Below are 15,910 nucleotides of genomic sequence, written 5' to 3' on the forward strand. Positions count from 1 at the left end.
CGGCATTGCTCAAATCAGCCGTTCGATCGACTCAGCGGTAGCGGTTGACCTCGATCTCGGGCACGGCAGAGGCCTGGTTGCCCCAGGCGCTGCGCACATAGGTCAAGCACCGCGGCGGTGTCGGCGGCGCTCAACACGGTCGCAAACGGCGGCATGCCGCAGGGCCTCGGGTTGCCCGTGGTCGAGGGCGCAAAGCCGCCTTCAAGCACCACACGCACCAGGTTCGCCGGTGACACCAGCGTCACCGCACGGTTGCCGGCCAGCGCGGGGTAGATGCCAGGCGCGCCCTCGCCAGAGGCCTGGGGCGTGGCACCGTTCTTCAGCAGGTCGACGATGCTCTGCCGCGACCACTCGGCCACACCGGCCTCGTGCCGGTCGCTGAGTGACGGCGCGTACCAGTTCTGCATCGGGATCAGGCCGCCTCCCAGATCCAGCGTCACGCGGCAGACCCAGCAAGCCAGGGATGGCCGGTGCCAGGCCGGTTGAGCTGGGGCCCATGGCACTGCACGCAGTCGGGAATGCGCCTCGCGCTGTCGCCACGCAGGGCCAGCCCTTCACCACGCTGCAATGTCTCGGCCGATGCGGTGGCCGCTTGCGGTGGCGGATAGGGCACGTCGAGCGAAGCGAAATAGGCCGCCATCTCGCGCAGGTAGGCGTCGCTCGGTGGGTCGGTGAGCTTCACCATCGGCAGGTACTGGCGGCGACCATCGCGAAAGTTGAGCAGTTGGTGATACAGGTAGGCCGCCGGCTTGCCGGCAATGCGTGGCTGGTAGCCGTCGCTTGCCGCCCGCCCCTGCGCGCCGTGGCAGCCGGTGCAGGCTGGCACACGCTGGGCGATGCTGTTTTCGACCTGGGGGGCCGCACGCAGGCCGGCCGAAGCGTTCATCAGCAAACACAGCAGGGCAACACGAAACATGTGGATCAAGCCGGCGCAGCCACCAGCGTCAGACGGGTGATTTCAGAGGGTGCGCCAAAACGTTTGGGCGGCCCCCAATATCCCGTGCCGCGGCTGGTGTAGACCCACAGGCGCTTCAGCTTGTGCAGGCCGGCAGTGAACGGTTGCTGCAAGGGCACAAACAGATTCCACGGAAAGAACTGCCCACCGTGGGTGTGGCCCGACAACTGCAGCTGAAAGCCTGCCCTCTCGGCCGCTTCGGCGCTGCGCGGCTGGTGCGCGAGCAGCACGTGCATCGCAACGTGTGCCGGGGCGCCCGCCATCGCAGCCACCGGGTCGCTGCGGTGCGACGGGTCAAACAGATGCGCGCTGTAGTCGGCCACACCCGCCACCACCAACGGCGCACCACCGTGCTGCAACACCGTGTGTTCGTTCATCAAAACGCGAATGCCCAGGCGGCGCAGCTCGGTAATCCAGGCGTGAGCACCCGAGTAGTACTCGTGGTTGCCGGTGACGAAGAAAGTGCCGTGCCGTGAGATCAACCCACCGAGCGGTGCGACATGCGGCGACAGGTCACGCACACTGCCGTCGACCAGGTCACCCGTCACCGCCACCATGTCGACTTGCAGGCCGTTGACCGCATCCACGATGGCCTGCAGGTACGGGCCCTTGATGGTGGGGCCAACGTGGATGTCACTGATCTGCGCGATGGTGAAACCTTGCAGCGCCAGCGGCAGGCCCTGAATCGGCACCTCAACCGCCACGATGGCAGCGCGGCGGCGCGCGTTCACGAAGCCCCACAGAGTGGCCACACCGGCCAGCAAAGGCACGGCCCGCGCCGTCAACAGCGCAAAGTCGTCGACGCCCACAACACTCATCAAAAGCAGGCTGAGGTCACGCAGCAAGGCCAACACCAGCAGCGACGAGAACAGCCCCATGAACACAAAGCCGGCCCACGCGGCCGCCTCAGACACCGACCGCCGACGGATCAGGCGCCGCGCAAGAAAGCCCAGCGGCATCAACACCGTCGACAGCACGAGCACGGTGCCCATCAGCCAGGCTGCCCAAGGGCTGTGAAGGTCAGGGATGACCCGCCAGCCGATGTACAGGTGCAACAGGGCGACGACACAGGTCAAAGGCAAGAACGGCATGCGAACACGCTCCGGGCGGGGTGCGAAGAAGCGGTAGATGTGTGCAGCCGGTGCCCGTTCAATGAGCAGGCATAAAAAAGCCCCAACGAGTGGGGCTTCTTGCAAGGCTGGTGGAGGAGTCGGAGGGATTCGAACCCTCGATTCGCTTTTAAGGCGAATACTCCCTTAGCAGGGGAGCACCTTCGGCCACTCGGTCACGACTCCAGCATGAGGCGGCATTCTAGTTCAGAACTGTGCTCGATCAGGCAGGCTCTTGCTCCAAGTCGAAGGCTTTGTGCAACGCACGCACCGCCAACTCCATGTACTTTTCGTCGATCACTACGCTGGTCTTGATTTCGCTGGTGGTGATCATCTGGATGTTGATGCCTTCCTCAGACAGGCAGCGGAACATCTTGCTCGCCACGCCCACATGCGAGCGCATGCCGATGCCCACGATGCTGACCTTGCAGATCTTGGCGTCGCCCATCACCTGCGCGGCGCCGGTGTGCGGCAACACAGTGTTCTTCAGCACATCGAGCGTGCGGGCGTAGTCGTTGCGGTGCACGGTGAACGAGAAGTCGGTCTTGCCGTCGTGCGAGACGTTTTGAATGATCACGTCGACATCGATGTTGGCCTCGGCCACGGGGCCGAGGATCTGGTAGGCGATGCCGGGCTTGTCGGGCACGCCGAGCACGGTGACCTTGGCTTCATCGCGGTTGAAGGCGATGCCTGCGACAACAGCTTGTTCCATTTTTTCGTCTTCCTCAAAAGTGATCAGGGTGCCCGAGCGGGCTTCTTCGTTGATGTCAATGTCCCAAGGTGTGAAGCTCGACAGCACGCGCAGCGGCACGCGGTACTTGCCGGCAAACTCGACCGAGCGAATTTGCAGCACCTTGGAGCCCAGGCTCGCCATCTCCAGCATTTCTTCGAAGCTCACCGTGTGCAAGCGGCGTGCCTCGGGCACGATGCGTGGGTCGGTGGTGTAGACACCATCGACGTCGGTGTAAATGAGGCACTCGTCGGCCTTCATCGCCGCGGCCACGGCCACGGCCGAGGTGTCGGAGCCGCCACGGCCCAGCGTGGTGATGTGGCCGTCAGGGTCTATGCCCTGGAAGCCGGTGATGACCACCACCTTGCCGGCCGCCAGATCGGCACGCACGCGCTTGTCGTCGATGCTTTGAATGCGCGCCTTGGTGAACGAGCTGTCGGTGGCAATCGGCACCTGCCAGCCGGCGTAGCTGACGGCTTCCATGCCTTCAGCCTGCAGCGCAATCGACAACAGGCCGACCGATACCTGCTCGCCGGTGGCTGCAATCATGTCGAGCTCGCGCTGAACGCCGTTGCTCGCCAGCTCGGGCGAGAGCTCTTTGGCCAGGCCCAGCAGGCGATTGGTTTCGCCGCTCATGGCCGAGGGCACCACCACCATTTGATGACCGGCGCGGGCCCACTTGGCCACGCGCTTGGCGACATTGCGTATGCGCTCCGTAGAGCCCATGGAAGTGCCGCCGTATTTGTGAACGATGAGTGCCATGGAAACAGATTTCGCGGAATCGATGAAGGGGCTGCACCTTGCGGCGCAACCGCGCATTTTAGCCGCTGCGCCAGTGCAAGCTCATCTGGGCCTGACCGGGCAAGGCGAGCACCCTCGCGTCCAGCCCCAGGCCCGGCACGAACACCAGCTGGCCGCCGCTGTAGACCAAAGGGCCTTCGCGTTCCCAGGCCGGCACCTCGGCAGACTGGTACTGCTTCTTGAGGCTGCGCGCGGGCCGGGCTATGCCCGCCTGGAACCGCTCGCCGCCTGCGCGCTCACGCAACTCAAGGTGGGCCAGCCAGGCGAGCGGCACGCCGCCGTCTTTCACGCGCTTTGCCACCAGCACGCCGCCCCAGCCTGTCAGCGCAAACCGACCGGCGCGAAGAATGCTCAAGGTGCCTGCACGCGCTTTCTCAGCCTCATGCGTTGACGGGCTGATTGGGCTGATTTCGTAGCGCAGGTGGCCGCGGTATCGACGCAGCACACCGCCGGGCAACTCCCACTGCGCCGAGCCTGTCGACGGCAACTCTTGTTGCAGGCGCAGAACCAGGCTGGCTGGCGCTGCCCGTGTCGTCTGCACCTTCAACCAGGCACGCAAAGCATTCGACCGGCGCGGAGCGCTCAAGCCGCACCACGCCTTCACCTTCAACCCGGCGGTACTCGACACCTGGGCCAGGTCGAGGCTTGCAAGATCGGCCAGGCAGGCCGAGGCCTCACCGGCCCAGGCCGCCGCATCGGCCAGGCTGGCTTCAGCCTGCGGAAAGGCTGCACTTAATCCGGGCCACACTTGCAGGCGCAGGCGATTGCGCGCAAATCGCGCGTCGGCATTGCTGTCGTCATCGACGTAGCGCAGGCGGTGTAGCCGCACATAGGCTTCGATCGAGTCGCGGGAGTGGCTGAGCCAGGGGCGCAGCCAGGTGATGCCGTCGCGCTCGCTTGCCCGCGGCATGCCGGCCAACCCTGCCACGCCGGCCCCACGCAGCGCTTGCAAGAGCAGCGTTTCGGCCTGGTCGCGGCGGTGGTGTGCCAATAGCACGACCGCAGCGCCTGCCTCCGCGGCCATCAACCGAAGCGCACGGTAGCGGGCTTGCCGCGCCCAGGCTTCGATGCTTTCGCCCTTCGCGGGCTTGCTGTTCAGGCGATGCGACAGCAGCCGAACGGGCAGGCCTTGCTTCGCCCAAAGCGCGCACTGCGTTTGCGCATGGGCCAGCCATTCGTCGGCATGGGGGCTCAGCCCATGGTGCACGTGCAAAGCCACGACCTGGGCGCCCTGCTCTGCGGCGGCGCGCGCGGTGGCGTGGAGCAAGGCGGTGGAGTCGCGGCCGGCGCTGTAGGCCACCGCGATGCAAGGCCGAGGGTCAGCGGTCGCTGGTGTCGGTGTAGCGACCATAGGACTGCAAGCGTTCATAGCGCCGCTGCAGCAGTTCCTTGGGCTTGAGGTCGCTTACCTGGCGCAGCGCGTCGTTGAGCGCGCGTTTGAGGTAGGCAGCCATTTGCTTGTGGTCGCGGTGAGCGCCACCGACTGGTTCGTTGACGATCTTGTCGATCAGGCCCAAAGCCTTGAGACGATGCGCCGTGATGCCCAAGGCCTCAGCAGCGTCGGACGCCTTCTCCGCCGTGCGCCAAAGAATGGAAGCGCAGCCTTCGGGCGTGATCACCGAGTACACCGAGTACTGCAGCATCAGCACCTGGTCCCCCACGCTGATGGCCAAAGCGCCACCTGAGCCGCCTTCACCAATGATGGTGACGATGATGGGCACTTCGAGCTGGGCCATCTCGAAGATGTTGCGGCCGATGGCTTCCGACTGGCCGCGCTCTTCAGCGCCGATGCCCGGATAAGCCCCAGGCGTGTCGACCAGCGTGAACACCGGCAAGCTGAACTTCTCGGCGAGCTTCATCAAGCGCAAGGCCTTGCGGTAGCCCTCGGGCCGCGACATGCCAAAGTTGCGCGCGGCGCGCTCTTTCGTGTCGCGCCCCTTCTGGTGACCGATGACCATGCAGGCCTGGCCATTGAACCGCGCGAGGCCTCCCACGATCGACTGGTCATCGGCAAACGCACGGTCGCCGCGCAGCTCTTGAAAGTCGGTGAAAACCTCGTTGATGTAGTCCATCGCATAGGGCCGCTGCGTGTGCCGCGAGATCTGCGTGACTTGCCAAGGCGTCAGGTTGGAGTAGATGTCCTTGACGAGCTGGTGGCTTTTCTTGCTGAGCCTGTCGATCTCTTCGGAGATGTCGACGGCGGATTCGCTTTGTACGTAGCGCAGCTCTTCGATCTTGGTTTCGAGCTCGGCAATGGGGTGCTCGAATTCGAGGAAGTGTCGTTTGCTCATCCGGCTGAGATCCTGGGTTGGTGAAGGCAAGAATGCTTCTTCACATGAGGCAGAAAGAGGCGCTCAATACGCCGCAGGCAGGGGGTCGAGACTGCGCCAAATGTACCATGTGGCCACCGAGCGAAATGGGGCCCAAGCGTCGCCCACTTCACGGGCTTCGGCCCGTGAAACAGGCTCTCCGCTGAAGTAGTTGACGCTGATGCCTTTGATCAAGCCGGGGTCGTCGAGCGGCAGCACGTTGGGCCGCATCAGGTGAAAGATCAGGAACATCTCGGCCGTCCAGCGGCCGATGCCGCGTATGGCCACCAGCTCATCGATGATGGCCTCGTCGTCCATCTGCTGCCACTGCCGCACATGCACCGTGCCAGCCTCGAAATGCTGGGCCAGGTCGAGCAGGTAGTCGATCTTGCGCGTTGACAAACCGGCTTCACGCATGAGCACGGGATCGAGGGCGCCAACGGCGGCCGGCATGACGCACATCGGGTCGCCTTCGACCAGCGCCGCAAAGCGGTCCCATACCGATTGCGCGGCGTTCACCGAAATCTGCTGGCCGACGATGGAGCGCGCCAGCGTGGTGAAGGCGTCGCCACGGCTCTGCAGCCGGCCTTCGCCTTGGGGGATCAGCTTGCGCATGACGCGATCACGTTTGGAGAGGTGCTTGCACGCCTCTTCCCAATAGTCGGGGGTCGCTGTGCGCACCGGGTCAGGCCTTCGTCCAGGTGGTGCCTTGCGGCGAATCTTGCAGCGCAACGCCTTGGTCCAGCAGGTCTTTGCGGATCTGGTCGGCCAGCGCGAAATTGCGCGCGTGCTTGGCCGCAGCGCGCGCGTCGATCTGCGTCTGGATGGCTGCTTCGTCAAGACCGCTGCCCGATTGAAGGTAGCTGCGCGGGTTCTGCTGCAAGACGTTGAGCGTGGCGCCCAGGCCTTTGAGCAAGCCGGCCAGCTCAGGTGAACGCGTGCGGTTCACTTCACCGGCCAGCTCGAACAAAACGGCCATGGCTTCGGGCGTGCCGAAATCGTCGTTCATCGCCGCGCGGAAGCGTGCGGCGAGCGGCTGTGACCAGTCGACCTCTGCGATGGGCACGTCGAGATCGGCCAGCGCGGTGTAGAGGCGGCGCAAGGCATTGCGAGCATCGTCGAGATTGATATCGCTGAAGTTGAACGGGCTGCGGTAGTGCGTGCGCAGCATGAAGAAGCGTATGGTCTCGCCGTCATAGCGCTCCAGCACCTCGCGGATGGTGAAGAAGTTGCCCAGCGACTTGGACATCTTCACCTGGTCGACATTCAACAAGCCGTTGTGCGCCCATACCCTGGCGGGCGGCTTGTCGTTCGCGCCTTCGCTCTGCGCAATCTCGTTGTCGTGGTGTGGAAACTGAAGGTCGGCACCGCCGCCATGCAGATCGAACTGCTCGCCCAGGATGGCGCAGGCCATGGCCGAGCACTCGATGTGCCATCCCGGCCGGCCACTGCCGTATTCAGACGGGTACTTGGCATCAGCAGGCTCGCCGGGCTTGGCGGCCTTCCACAAAACGAAATCGAGCGGGTCTTGCTTGCCATCGAGCACTGCCACGCGCTCACCGGAGCGCAGCTCGTCAATCGACTTGCCCGACAGCTTGCCGTAGCTCGGGAACTTTCGCACCGCGTAGTTCACGTCGCCTTTCTCGGAGCGGTAGGCCAGGCCCTTGTTTTCGAGCTTGCCGATCATGGCCAGCATCTGCGGCACGTACTCGGTGGCGCGAGGCTCGTGCGTGGGGCGGGCTATGCCTAGCGCACCGAGGTCTTGGTGCATGGCGGTGATCATCTCGTCAGTGAGTTCGCGCAGCGATATCTTGCGTTCCAGTGCGCGCTTGATGATCTTGTCGTCGATGTCGGTCACGTTGCGCACGTAGCTCACGCGGTAGCCAAGAGTGCGCAGCCAGCCGTAGATGAGGTCGAACGCCACCATCATGCGTGCATGGCCCACGTGGCAATAGTCGTAGATCGTGATGCCGCACACATACATGCGCACGTGGTTCGGCTCGATCGGAACGAACACCTCGGTCTGTCGCGTCAAGGTGTTGAAGATGCGCAAGGTCATCGGTGATGTGCTGGGGTGGGTCGCTCAACGGCTGCGGGGCCCGGCTTGCAACCGGAGAGAACACCGGGCTGCTTTAGTGCCGCATACAGAGGAACAGGCGTCGGTCCGAAGGGCTTTTGGCAGTGGGGCTGCGATACAATTTTCGGAGTATAGCGGCCTGCCCTCGTACCACATTGGGCTTTGCCCGCCCCTCCTCTTGCGCGCTGATCACGGGCGCTCGCAACCCACATCAGGACGTCGATGGTCTGTACACGCAATCCGCTTTTTGGACTGATCGTCGCGGGCCTCACGCTCGCCGCCGGCCCCGCGCATGCAGATGAATATGCCGACGTCGACCGCTTGTTCAGTGCAGGCCAATGGACTGACGCGGTGCAAAAAGCCGATCAGTTCCTGGCGTCGAACCCGCGAGACGCGCGCATGCGTTTTCTCAAGGGCCTGGTGCTGTCGGAACAAGGCCATCTGGTTGATGCCACGGCGATTTTCGTCAAGCTGACCGCAGACTTCCCCGAGTTGCCAGAGCCCTACAACAACCTGGCCGTGCTCTACAGCAAACAAGGCCAGTACGAGCAGGCTCGCCGCTCGCTCGAATCGGCCATTCGCACCAACCCGAGTTACGCCACGGCTTACGAAAACCTGGGCGACGTCTATGCGAAGCTGGCCAGCCAGGCTTACTCCAAGGCCTTGCAGATCGATGGCGCGAGCACCGCCAAGGTCAGCCCCAAGCTCGCGATGATCCGTGATCTGTTCTCACCCAAAGCCACAGCGCTGGCGGCGGCTCATGCCAAGCCTGCACCTGCGGCGGTGGCTCCGTCACCAGCACCCGCCATGAGGCCAGCAGCGCCCGTGGTCGTGGCTGCGGCACCAAAAGCGCAACCTTCTGCACCTGCACCTGCCGCTGCGCCACCGGCTCCCGCTGCATCGAACCCGGCCAAGCCGGCGGCACCCACTCCTGCGGCGCCGCCTGTTCCCGCGCCATCAGGCACAGAGCCAGACGTGCAGGTCGCCGTCACGGCGTGGGCCAATGCGTGGAGCGGCAAGGACATGGACGCGTACTTCGCCGCCTATACACCCGAGTTTTCCGGTGGCAAGGCACGCAAGGCATGGGAAGACGAGCGTCGCGCCCGCATCGTCGGCAAGCGCAGCATCTCGGTGGTACTGACCGATTTCCGCACCAAGGTCCAGGGCGACAAAGCCGTGATTCAGTTTCGCCAAAACTACAGCGCCGATGCACTAAAGGTGTCGAGTCAAAAACGACTTGACATGGTGCTGGTGAACGGGCGGTGGCTGATCCAGAAGGAAAGCACGGGTTCGTGAGCAGGCCGCGGGTCGGGATCACCGGGCGGTTTCTTTCGAGCCTGACACGCCTGCCGCGGGGGCTTGTCAGCACAGCTGTGATCGCATCGTGCTGCTGGTGTTTCACCACGTCGCTCCATGCGGCACCGCTGGCGCGCAGGGCCATTCCATCAGCAACACCTCAAGCTTCGCCTGAGGCGCGCTTGTTAGCGGTCTATCGGCTCATCCGCAGCGGCGACAGCCTCGCCGCGCTGAACAAGGCCGAATCACTGTCGCGCGAGGTGCCCAATTTCCAGCTTGCTCAGCTCGTGTATGGCGACCTGCTGTTGACTCGGCGCGGCAAGCTGGGTGCGCCCGAAGTCACCCCTTCCGAGTTGCCTGCCTCGGCCGCTGCGCAATGGAGCCAGCTGCGCCAAGAGGCCGCGGTACGTCTGGCTGCGCTCACCGAGCGCCCACCTGCCAACGCGCTGCCGCGGCAATTCATTGACATTCCCGCGAGCACCCGCCACGCCATCGCCATCGACGCCAGCCGCTCGCGCCTTTACCTTTTCGAGAATGGCGCGCACGGCCTGAGGCTGGTGTCCGACAACTACGTGTCGCTGGGCCGGCTCGGGGTCGACAAGAAAGAGCAAGGCGACCAACGCACACCCCTGGGTGTCTACTTCATCACCAGCCGCCTCGGGGCGCGCCAGCTGAAGGATTTCTACGGCCCGGGCGCTCTCACGCTCAACTACCCCAACGAATACGACCGCCGGCGCGGCAAAACTGGCGGGGGAATCTGGCTGCACGGCGTGCCGCCGCAAAATTTTGCACGTACCCCGCAGAGCACCGATGGCTGCGTGGTGCTGGCCAACGAAGACCTCAACCGCGTGCTGCGCGAGGTGTCGCCGCGACGCACACCCGTGGTGATCGCAAGCCGAATCGACTGGGTTCCCGGCGCCCAGGTAGAGCACGAGCGTATGGTGGCGCGCACGCTGGTGGAGCAGTGGCGCCAGGCGCGTTCACATGGCGACATGGGCAAGCTGATGGAGTTCTACTCGCCGCAGTTCTCTAGCGGCTCAACCGATGTCGCCGAGTGGGCCAAGATTCTGGCCAAGGAAGTGAACGCCGCGCGCGGCCGTGAATCCGAACTGAAAGAGCTGTCCATCCTGTCCTGGCGCGACACCAGCGAAGTGCTCATTGTCACCTTTGGCGAGGTGCTGAAAGGCCAGCGCACAGGGTTGATGAAGCGCCAGTACTGGGGCAAGGAAGGTGGACAATGGAAGATATTTTTCGAAGGAGTGATTGGATGATCAAGCAAATGACAAGAAACCCACGTTGGCTGCCCCTGCTCGCAGCGGCCTTCCTGGGCCTGAGCGCAAGCTGGGCCGCCCATGCACAGAAGGTGAAGCTCGCCACCTCGGCGGGTGACATCGTGGTCGAGCTGAATGCCGCCAAGGCGCCCAAGACGGTCGACAACTTCGTGCAGTACGTTAAGGCAGGGCACTACGACGGCACCGTGTTCCACCGCGTGATCGACAACTTCATGATCCAGGGCGGCGGCATGAGCGCCGACATGAAAGAGAAGCCCACGCGCCACCCCATTCCGCTGGAAGCCAAAAATGGCCTCAACAACGAGCGCGGCACCATCGCCATGGCCCGCACGGCCGACCCCAACTCGGCCACTGCACAGTTCTTCATCAACGTGAAGGACAACGGCTTTCTCAACGCCGCCAGCTCGCGCGACGGCAACGGCTACGCGGTATTCGGCAAGGTCATCTCGGGCATGGACGTGGTCGACAAGATTCGCGCCGTACCCACGGCACCCGGCGACGTGCCCGTCACACCCGTGACCATCAAGAAAGCCACCCTGGAGAAATGACATGAGCAAGACCGTCGAGCTGCAAACCAACCACGGCATCATTCGCATAGAGCTGGATGACGCCAAGGCCCCCGTGACCGTGGCCAACTTTCTCTCATACGTCGAGAAGGGGCACTACAACGGCACGGTGTTCCACCGCGTGATCAAGAGCTTCATGGTTCAGGGCGGCGGTTTCGAGCCCGGCATGAAGCAAAAGCCCACCGCCGAGACGATTCAAAACGAGGCCAACAACGGCCTGAAGAATGACCACTACACCGTGGCCATGGCGCGCACCAGCGCACCGCACTCGGCCTCGGCGCAGTTCTTCATCAACACCACCGACAACGACTTCCTCAACTTCAAATCAGAAACGCCCAATGGATGGGGCTATGCCGTCTTCGGCAAGGTCGTGGCTGGCAAGGAAGTGGTTGACGCCATGGAAAGCGTGAAGACCGGCAACCGTGGCGGGCATGGCGATGTACCGCTGGAAGACGTGGTCATCACCCAAGCCACCGTTGTCTGAGTGAGCCCATGCAGGCCGAAGTAAATGCGCCGCCAGATTGGCGGTGCATCGACTTCATCTCCGACCTGCATCTCGCGGCAAACACGCCCCTCACCTTCGACGCCTGGGCGCGCTACCTGCGGAGCACGCCTGCCGATGCCGTGTTCATCTTGGGTGATCTGTTTGAGGTGTGGGTTGGTGACGATGCACGCTTCGAAGGGTTCGAGGCACGTTGTGCCCAGGAGTTGACCGCCGCTGCGCAGCAACGCAGCGTCGCGTTCATGGTCGGCAACCGCGACTTCCTGGTGGGTGACAGCATGCTGCGCGCCTGCGGCGTTCAGGCCTTCGCCGACCCCTGCGTACTCATCGCATTCGGCCAACGAGTACTGCTCACACATGGCGATGCCCTGTGCCTTGCGGACACCGAGTACCAGAAGTTTCGAGCCCTGGTTCGCAGCGCCGCGTGGCAAGCCGAGTTCTTGTCCCAACCGCTAGAAGCGCGCCGCCGGTTTGCACGCGATGCCCGCCAGCAAAGCGAGCTGCGCAAGAAAGCGCTGCCCTCGCCTGCCGATTGGGCCGATGTCGACTCCGACATGGCTGTCCGCTGGCTGCAACAGGCGGCCACGACCACATTGATTCACGGCCACACGCATCGGCCCGCCACCGAACCGATCGGCGCGGGCTGCGTACGCCACGTGCTGTCGGATTGGGATTTGGACCACCCGCCCCACCGCGCCGAGGTCTTGCGCCTCAGCGCCCAAGGGCTGAGCCGTTTACCCCTTTTGGCCGCCTTGTGATCGCAGCGCTGCGCCGCTGGCGCAATCGGCGCGCCCTCGAGCGCCGTGCCATTCCCGAGCCGCTCTGGCAGGCGACGCTCGCACGCTTCCCCTTTCTGGCCTTGCTTGACGAAGCCAGCGCCCAACGGCTACGCGAGATGAGCACGCTCTTTCTCGATCGCAAGGAGTTCAGCGGCGCGCATGGCTTGAGCATCACCGACGACATGGCCGTCGCCATTGCCGCGCAGGCCTGCCTGCCCATCGTCAACCTGGGTCTCGACTGGTATGACGGCTTCGTGGGCATCGTGGTGCACGCTGGTGAAGTGGTCGCGCAGCGCGAGGTCATGGACGAAGACGGGGTCATGCATCACTACGGTGAGCCGCTGACGGGCGAAGCCATGGAGGGCGGGCCGGTCACGCTGTCGTGGCAAGACGTGGCCGAAGCAGGCGACTCCGCCGAGTGGGGCTACAACGTCGTGATCCACGAGTTTGCACATGTGCTGGACATGCGTGATGGCGAAGCCGATGGTGTGCCGCCCTTGCCGAGCCGCGAAGCCCGCGCCGAATGGCAGGCCGTTTTTGGCGCGCGCTACGAGGCGTTTTGTGCTCAGGTCGATGCTGGCGAAGAGACCTTGCTCGATCCGTATGGCGCAGAAGCGGCCAGCGAATTTTTTGCGGTCGCGTGCGAGGCATTCTTCGTGGCGCCGCTCGACCTGCAGTGTGAGCATGCCGAGGTCTACGCGCTGCTGCGGCAGTTCTTTCAGCAAGACCCCGCCCTGCGCGTCTGAAAAGACAAAACGGGGCCTAAGCCCCGTTTGTCCTAGCCTTCCGCTCAAGCCGCTGTCGCGGGCTCTGCCTTGGGTTTGTCGCTCTTCTTGAGCGGCTGAATGTCGAGCACCGTCTTGCCGTCGGCGTCGATGTCGACCGAGAGGCGGCCCCCATCGACCAGGCGCCCGAACAGCAACTCATCGGCCAGCGCACGGCGAAGCGTGTCTTGGATCAAGCGCTGCATCGGGCGTGCACCCATAAGCGGGTCGAAACCCTTCTTGGCCAGGTGCTTGCGCAAGGCATCGCTGAAAGTGGCCTCGACCTTCTTCTCGGCCAGCTGGGCTTCGAGCTGCAGCAAGAACTTGTCGACCACGCGAATGATGATTTCTTCATCAAGCGCACGGAAGCTGACTGTTGCGTCCAGCCGGTTGCGAAACTCGGGCGTGAACAAGCGCTTGATGTCGGCCATCTCATCGCCTTGCTCGCGCGAGTTGGTGAAGCCGATGGTCGCCTTGTTCATGGTCTCTGCACCCGCGTTGGTCGTCATGATCAAGATGACGTTGCGGAAGTCGGCCTTGCGCCCGTTGTTGTCGGTCAGCGAGCCGTGGTCCATCACTTGCAGCAGCACGTTGAAGACATCCGGGTGCGCCTTCTCGATCTCGTCGAGCAGCAATACCGCATGTGGCTTCTTCGTGATGGCCTCGGTGAGCAAACCACCCTGGTCGAACCCGACATAGCCAGGAGGCGCACCGATCAGGCGGCTAACGGCATGACGCTCCATGTACTCGCTCATGTCGAAGCGGATAAGCTCAATGCCCAAGATGAATGCGAGCTGCTTGGCCACTTCGGTCTTGCCTACGCCAGTGGGGCCGCTGAACAAGAACGAGCCGATCGGCTTGTCGGGCTTGCCCAGGCCCGAGCGCGCCATCTTGATGGAGGCTGCCAGCGCTTCGATGGCTGGCTCTTGGCCGAACACCACGCTGTTGAGGTCGCGCTCCAGCGTCTTGAGCTTGGAACGGTCGTCACTCGACACGCTGGTCGGCGGAATGCGTGCGATCTTGGCGACGATCTCTTCGACCTCGTTTCGGGTGATGGTCTTCTTCTGCTTGTTCTTGGGCAAGATGCGTTGCGCCGCGCCGGCCTCATCGATCACATCTATGGCCTTGTCGGGCAAATGACGGTCATTGATGAACTTGGCCGACAGCTCAGCCGCCGCCTGCAGCGCGCCCAGCGCGTACTTCACGCTGTGGTGCTCTTCGAAGCGCGACTTCAAACCCTTAAGTATCTCGATGGTCTGCTCGACCGAAGGTTCAACCACGTCGACCTTCTGGAAGCGGCGTGACAGCGCAGCGTCTTTCTCGAAGATGCCGCGGTATTCGGTGAAGGTCGTCGCGCCTATGCACTTCATCGCGCCAGAGCTGAGCGCCGGCTTGAGCAGGTTGCTCGCATCAAGCGTGCCACCCGAGGCCGCGCCAGCGCCGATGAGCGTGTGGATCTCGTCGATGAAGAGCACGGCGTTGGGTTGATCCTTGAGGTGCTTGAGCACGCTCTTCAAGCGCTGCTCGAAGTCACCGCGGTACTTTGTGCCGGCCAGCAAGGCCCCCATGTCGAGTGAGTAGACCTGCGCGTCAGCCAGGATTTCGGGCACTTCGTTCTGGGTGATGCGCCATGCCAGGCCCTCAGCGATGGCGGTCTTGCCCACGCCGGCCTCGCCTACCAGCAGTGGGTTGTTTTTGCGTCGGCGGCAGAGGATCTGTATGACCCGCTCGACTTCATGCTCGCGGCCGATCAACGGGTCGATCTTGCCTTCGCGCGCGAGCTGGTTCAGGTTCTGAGTGAACTGGTCCAGCGGCGAGCCCTTGGATTCGCCTTCTTCCTTTTCACCTTCGTTGCCCGAGCTTTCGTTGGACTTGGGCTGCTCAGGCGGATCGGTCTTCTTGATACCGTGTGCAATGAAGTTCACCACGTCGAGCCGCGTCACGCCTTGCTGATGCAGGTAATAGACAGCGTGCGAATCCTTCTCACCGAAGATCGCCACCAACACATTCGCGCCGGTCACTTCCTTCTTGCCACTGCCGGTGGACTGCACGTGCATGATCGCGCGCTGGATCACCCGCTGGAAACCCAGCGTGGGCTGCGTGTCGACCTCGTCGGCACCGCCCACGGTGGGCGTGTTTTCCTTAATGAACTGCGCCAGGCTCTTGCGCAACTCATCAATGTTGGCCGAGCAGGCGCGCAGCACCTCTGCGGCTGAGGGGTTGTCCAACAGCGCCATCAACAGGTGCTCGACCGTGATGAATTCGTGGCGCTGCTGACGCGCCTCGACGAACGCCATGTGCAGGCTGACTTCAAGCTCTTGCGCAATCATGCGGCCTCCATAATGCATTGCAACGGATGACCACCGCGCCGTGCGGCGGTCAACACCAATTCGACCTTCGTGGCCGCCACGTCTTTGGTGTAGACACCGCAGACGCCTCGGCCTTCCTTGTGCACCTTGAGCATGATCTGTGTCGCCGTCTCGAGGTCGCGTTTGAAATACTCCTGAAGCACCATCACGACGAACTCCATCGGCGTGTAATCGTCATTCAAGAGCACCACCTGGAACATTCTCGGCGGCTCTGTCTTGGCCGTCTTGCGCTCGACAACGGCCGCGCCCTGCCCGCGATCGGGCGGGAGCCCCTTCGGTGGCACGGGTGGCTTGGGTGTGTCGTCGGGCATGGAATCATTCTATCGAGTTGATGCTCACTCATTCAGTCTCTGGGATATTG

General features: G+C 63.4%; 15 protein-coding genes, 1 tRNA gene and 1 pseudogene. 6 read left to right on the forward strand and 11 right to left on the reverse strand.

Annotated features, from left to right (window positions below; all coding sequences use genetic code 11):
* Positions 1 to 14: 14 nt before the first annotated feature.
* The 9 genes and pseudogenes from AC30QB_RS04375 to cysS form a co-directional block, all read right to left on the reverse strand.
* Positions 15 to 440 (reverse strand): c-type cytochrome, encoded by a 426-nt coding sequence (locus AC30QB_RS04375; RefSeq protein ID WP_489545068.1) that lies wholly within the window; start codon positions 438 to 440, stop codon positions 15 to 17.
* Positions 436 to 916: pseudogene (locus AC30QB_RS04380) on the reverse strand (c-type cytochrome); the annotation flags it as partial. The gene AC30QB_RS04375 and the pseudogene AC30QB_RS04380, both read right to left, overlap by 5 nt.
* 5 nt (positions 917 to 921) lie before the next feature.
* Positions 922 to 2,046 carry a metallophosphoesterase gene (locus AC30QB_RS04385; RefSeq protein WP_489544968.1) on the reverse strand — a complete coding sequence of 375 codons (1,125 nt, stop codon included), beginning with the start codon at positions 2,044 to 2,046 and terminating at the stop codon, positions 922 to 924.
* 111 nt (positions 2,047 to 2,157) lie between these two features.
* Positions 2,158 to 2,250, reverse strand: a tRNA-Ser gene (locus AC30QB_RS04390).
* A gap of 37 nt (positions 2,251 to 2,287) precedes the next feature.
* On the reverse strand, positions 2,288 to 3,556 hold the full coding sequence (locus AC30QB_RS04395; protein WP_489544969.1) for an aspartate kinase: 1,269 nt from the start codon (positions 3,554 to 3,556) through the stop codon (positions 2,288 to 2,290).
* A 58-nt stretch (positions 3,557 to 3,614) separates the two neighbouring features.
* Positions 3,615 to 4,964 (reverse strand): tRNA lysidine(34) synthetase TilS, encoded by a 1,350-nt coding sequence (gene tilS / locus AC30QB_RS04400; RefSeq protein WP_489544970.1) that lies wholly within the window; start codon positions 4,962 to 4,964, stop codon positions 3,615 to 3,617.
* Positions 4,915 to 5,886 (reverse strand): acetyl-CoA carboxylase carboxyltransferase subunit alpha, encoded by a 972-nt coding sequence (locus AC30QB_RS04405; RefSeq protein ID WP_489544971.1) that lies wholly within the window; start codon positions 5,884 to 5,886, stop codon positions 4,915 to 4,917. The genes tilS and AC30QB_RS04405 overlap by 50 nt, the downstream gene beginning before the upstream one ends.
* Before the next feature lie 63 nt (positions 5,887 to 5,949).
* Positions 5,950 to 6,624, reverse strand: coding sequence for a DNA-3-methyladenine glycosylase family protein (locus AC30QB_RS04410; protein WP_489545065.1), 675 nt, complete (start codon positions 6,622 to 6,624; stop codon positions 5,950 to 5,952).
* On the reverse strand, positions 6,590 to 7,963 hold the full coding sequence (gene cysS / locus AC30QB_RS04415; RefSeq protein ID WP_489544972.1) for a cysteine--tRNA ligase: 1,374 nt from the start codon (positions 7,961 to 7,963) through the stop codon (positions 6,590 to 6,592). Before cysS ends, AC30QB_RS04410 begins: the two co-directional genes overlap by 35 nt.
* Positions 7,964 to 8,203: 240 nt before the next feature.
* Here cysS and AC30QB_RS04420 point away from each other — a divergent pair, with 240 nt between their 5' ends.
* The 6 genes from AC30QB_RS04420 (at position 8,204) to AC30QB_RS04445 (ending at position 13,162) form a co-directional block, all read left to right on the forward strand.
* Complete coding sequence (locus tag AC30QB_RS04420) at positions 8,204 to 9,277, forward strand: nuclear transport factor 2 family protein (RefSeq protein ID WP_489544973.1); 1,074 nt, start codon at positions 8,204 to 8,206, stop codon at positions 9,275 to 9,277.
* Positions 9,278 to 9,459: 182 nt separating this feature from the next.
* Positions 9,460 to 10,548: a L,D-transpeptidase family protein gene (locus tag AC30QB_RS04425; RefSeq protein WP_489544974.1), complete on the forward strand. Its 1,089-nt coding sequence runs from the start codon at positions 9,460 to 9,462 to the stop codon at positions 10,546 to 10,548.
* On the forward strand, positions 10,545 to 11,117 hold the full coding sequence (locus tag AC30QB_RS04430) for a peptidylprolyl isomerase (protein ID WP_489544975.1): 573 nt from the start codon (positions 10,545 to 10,547) through the stop codon (positions 11,115 to 11,117). Before AC30QB_RS04425 ends, AC30QB_RS04430 begins: the two co-directional genes overlap by 4 nt.
* A gap of 1 nt (position 11,118) precedes the next feature.
* The gene (locus tag AC30QB_RS04435) at positions 11,119 to 11,619 is read left to right on the forward strand and encodes a peptidylprolyl isomerase (protein WP_489544976.1); all 501 of its coding nucleotides are present in this window, start codon (positions 11,119 to 11,121) and stop codon (positions 11,617 to 11,619) included.
* Between the two features lie 8 nt (positions 11,620 to 11,627).
* Positions 11,628 to 12,395: a UDP-2,3-diacylglucosamine diphosphatase gene (locus AC30QB_RS04440; RefSeq protein ID WP_489544977.1), complete on the forward strand. Its 768-nt coding sequence runs from the start codon at positions 11,628 to 11,630 to the stop codon at positions 12,393 to 12,395.
* Complete coding sequence (locus tag AC30QB_RS04445) at positions 12,392 to 13,162, forward strand: M90 family metallopeptidase (protein WP_489544978.1); 771 nt, start codon at positions 12,392 to 12,394, stop codon at positions 13,160 to 13,162. The genes AC30QB_RS04440 and AC30QB_RS04445 overlap by 4 nt, the downstream gene beginning before the upstream one ends.
* Before the next feature lie 44 nt (positions 13,163 to 13,206).
* Here AC30QB_RS04445 and clpA read toward each other — a convergent pair whose 3' ends face one another.
* Positions 13,207 to 15,510, reverse strand: a complete 2,304-nt coding sequence (gene clpA / locus AC30QB_RS04450) for an ATP-dependent Clp protease ATP-binding subunit ClpA (RefSeq protein WP_489544979.1) — start codon at positions 15,508 to 15,510, stop codon at positions 13,207 to 13,209.
* The gene (gene clpS, locus AC30QB_RS04455) at positions 15,507 to 15,860 is read right to left on the reverse strand and encodes an ATP-dependent Clp protease adapter ClpS (protein WP_489544980.1); all 354 of its coding nucleotides are present in this window, start codon (positions 15,858 to 15,860) and stop codon (positions 15,507 to 15,509) included. Before clpS ends, clpA begins: the two co-directional genes overlap by 4 nt.
* Positions 15,861 to 15,910: the final 50 nt, after the last annotated feature.

This window comes from Rhizobacter sp., from assembly GCF_046595475.1.
Lineage (GTDB): Bacteria > Pseudomonadota > Gammaproteobacteria > Burkholderiales > Burkholderiaceae_C > Rhizobacter.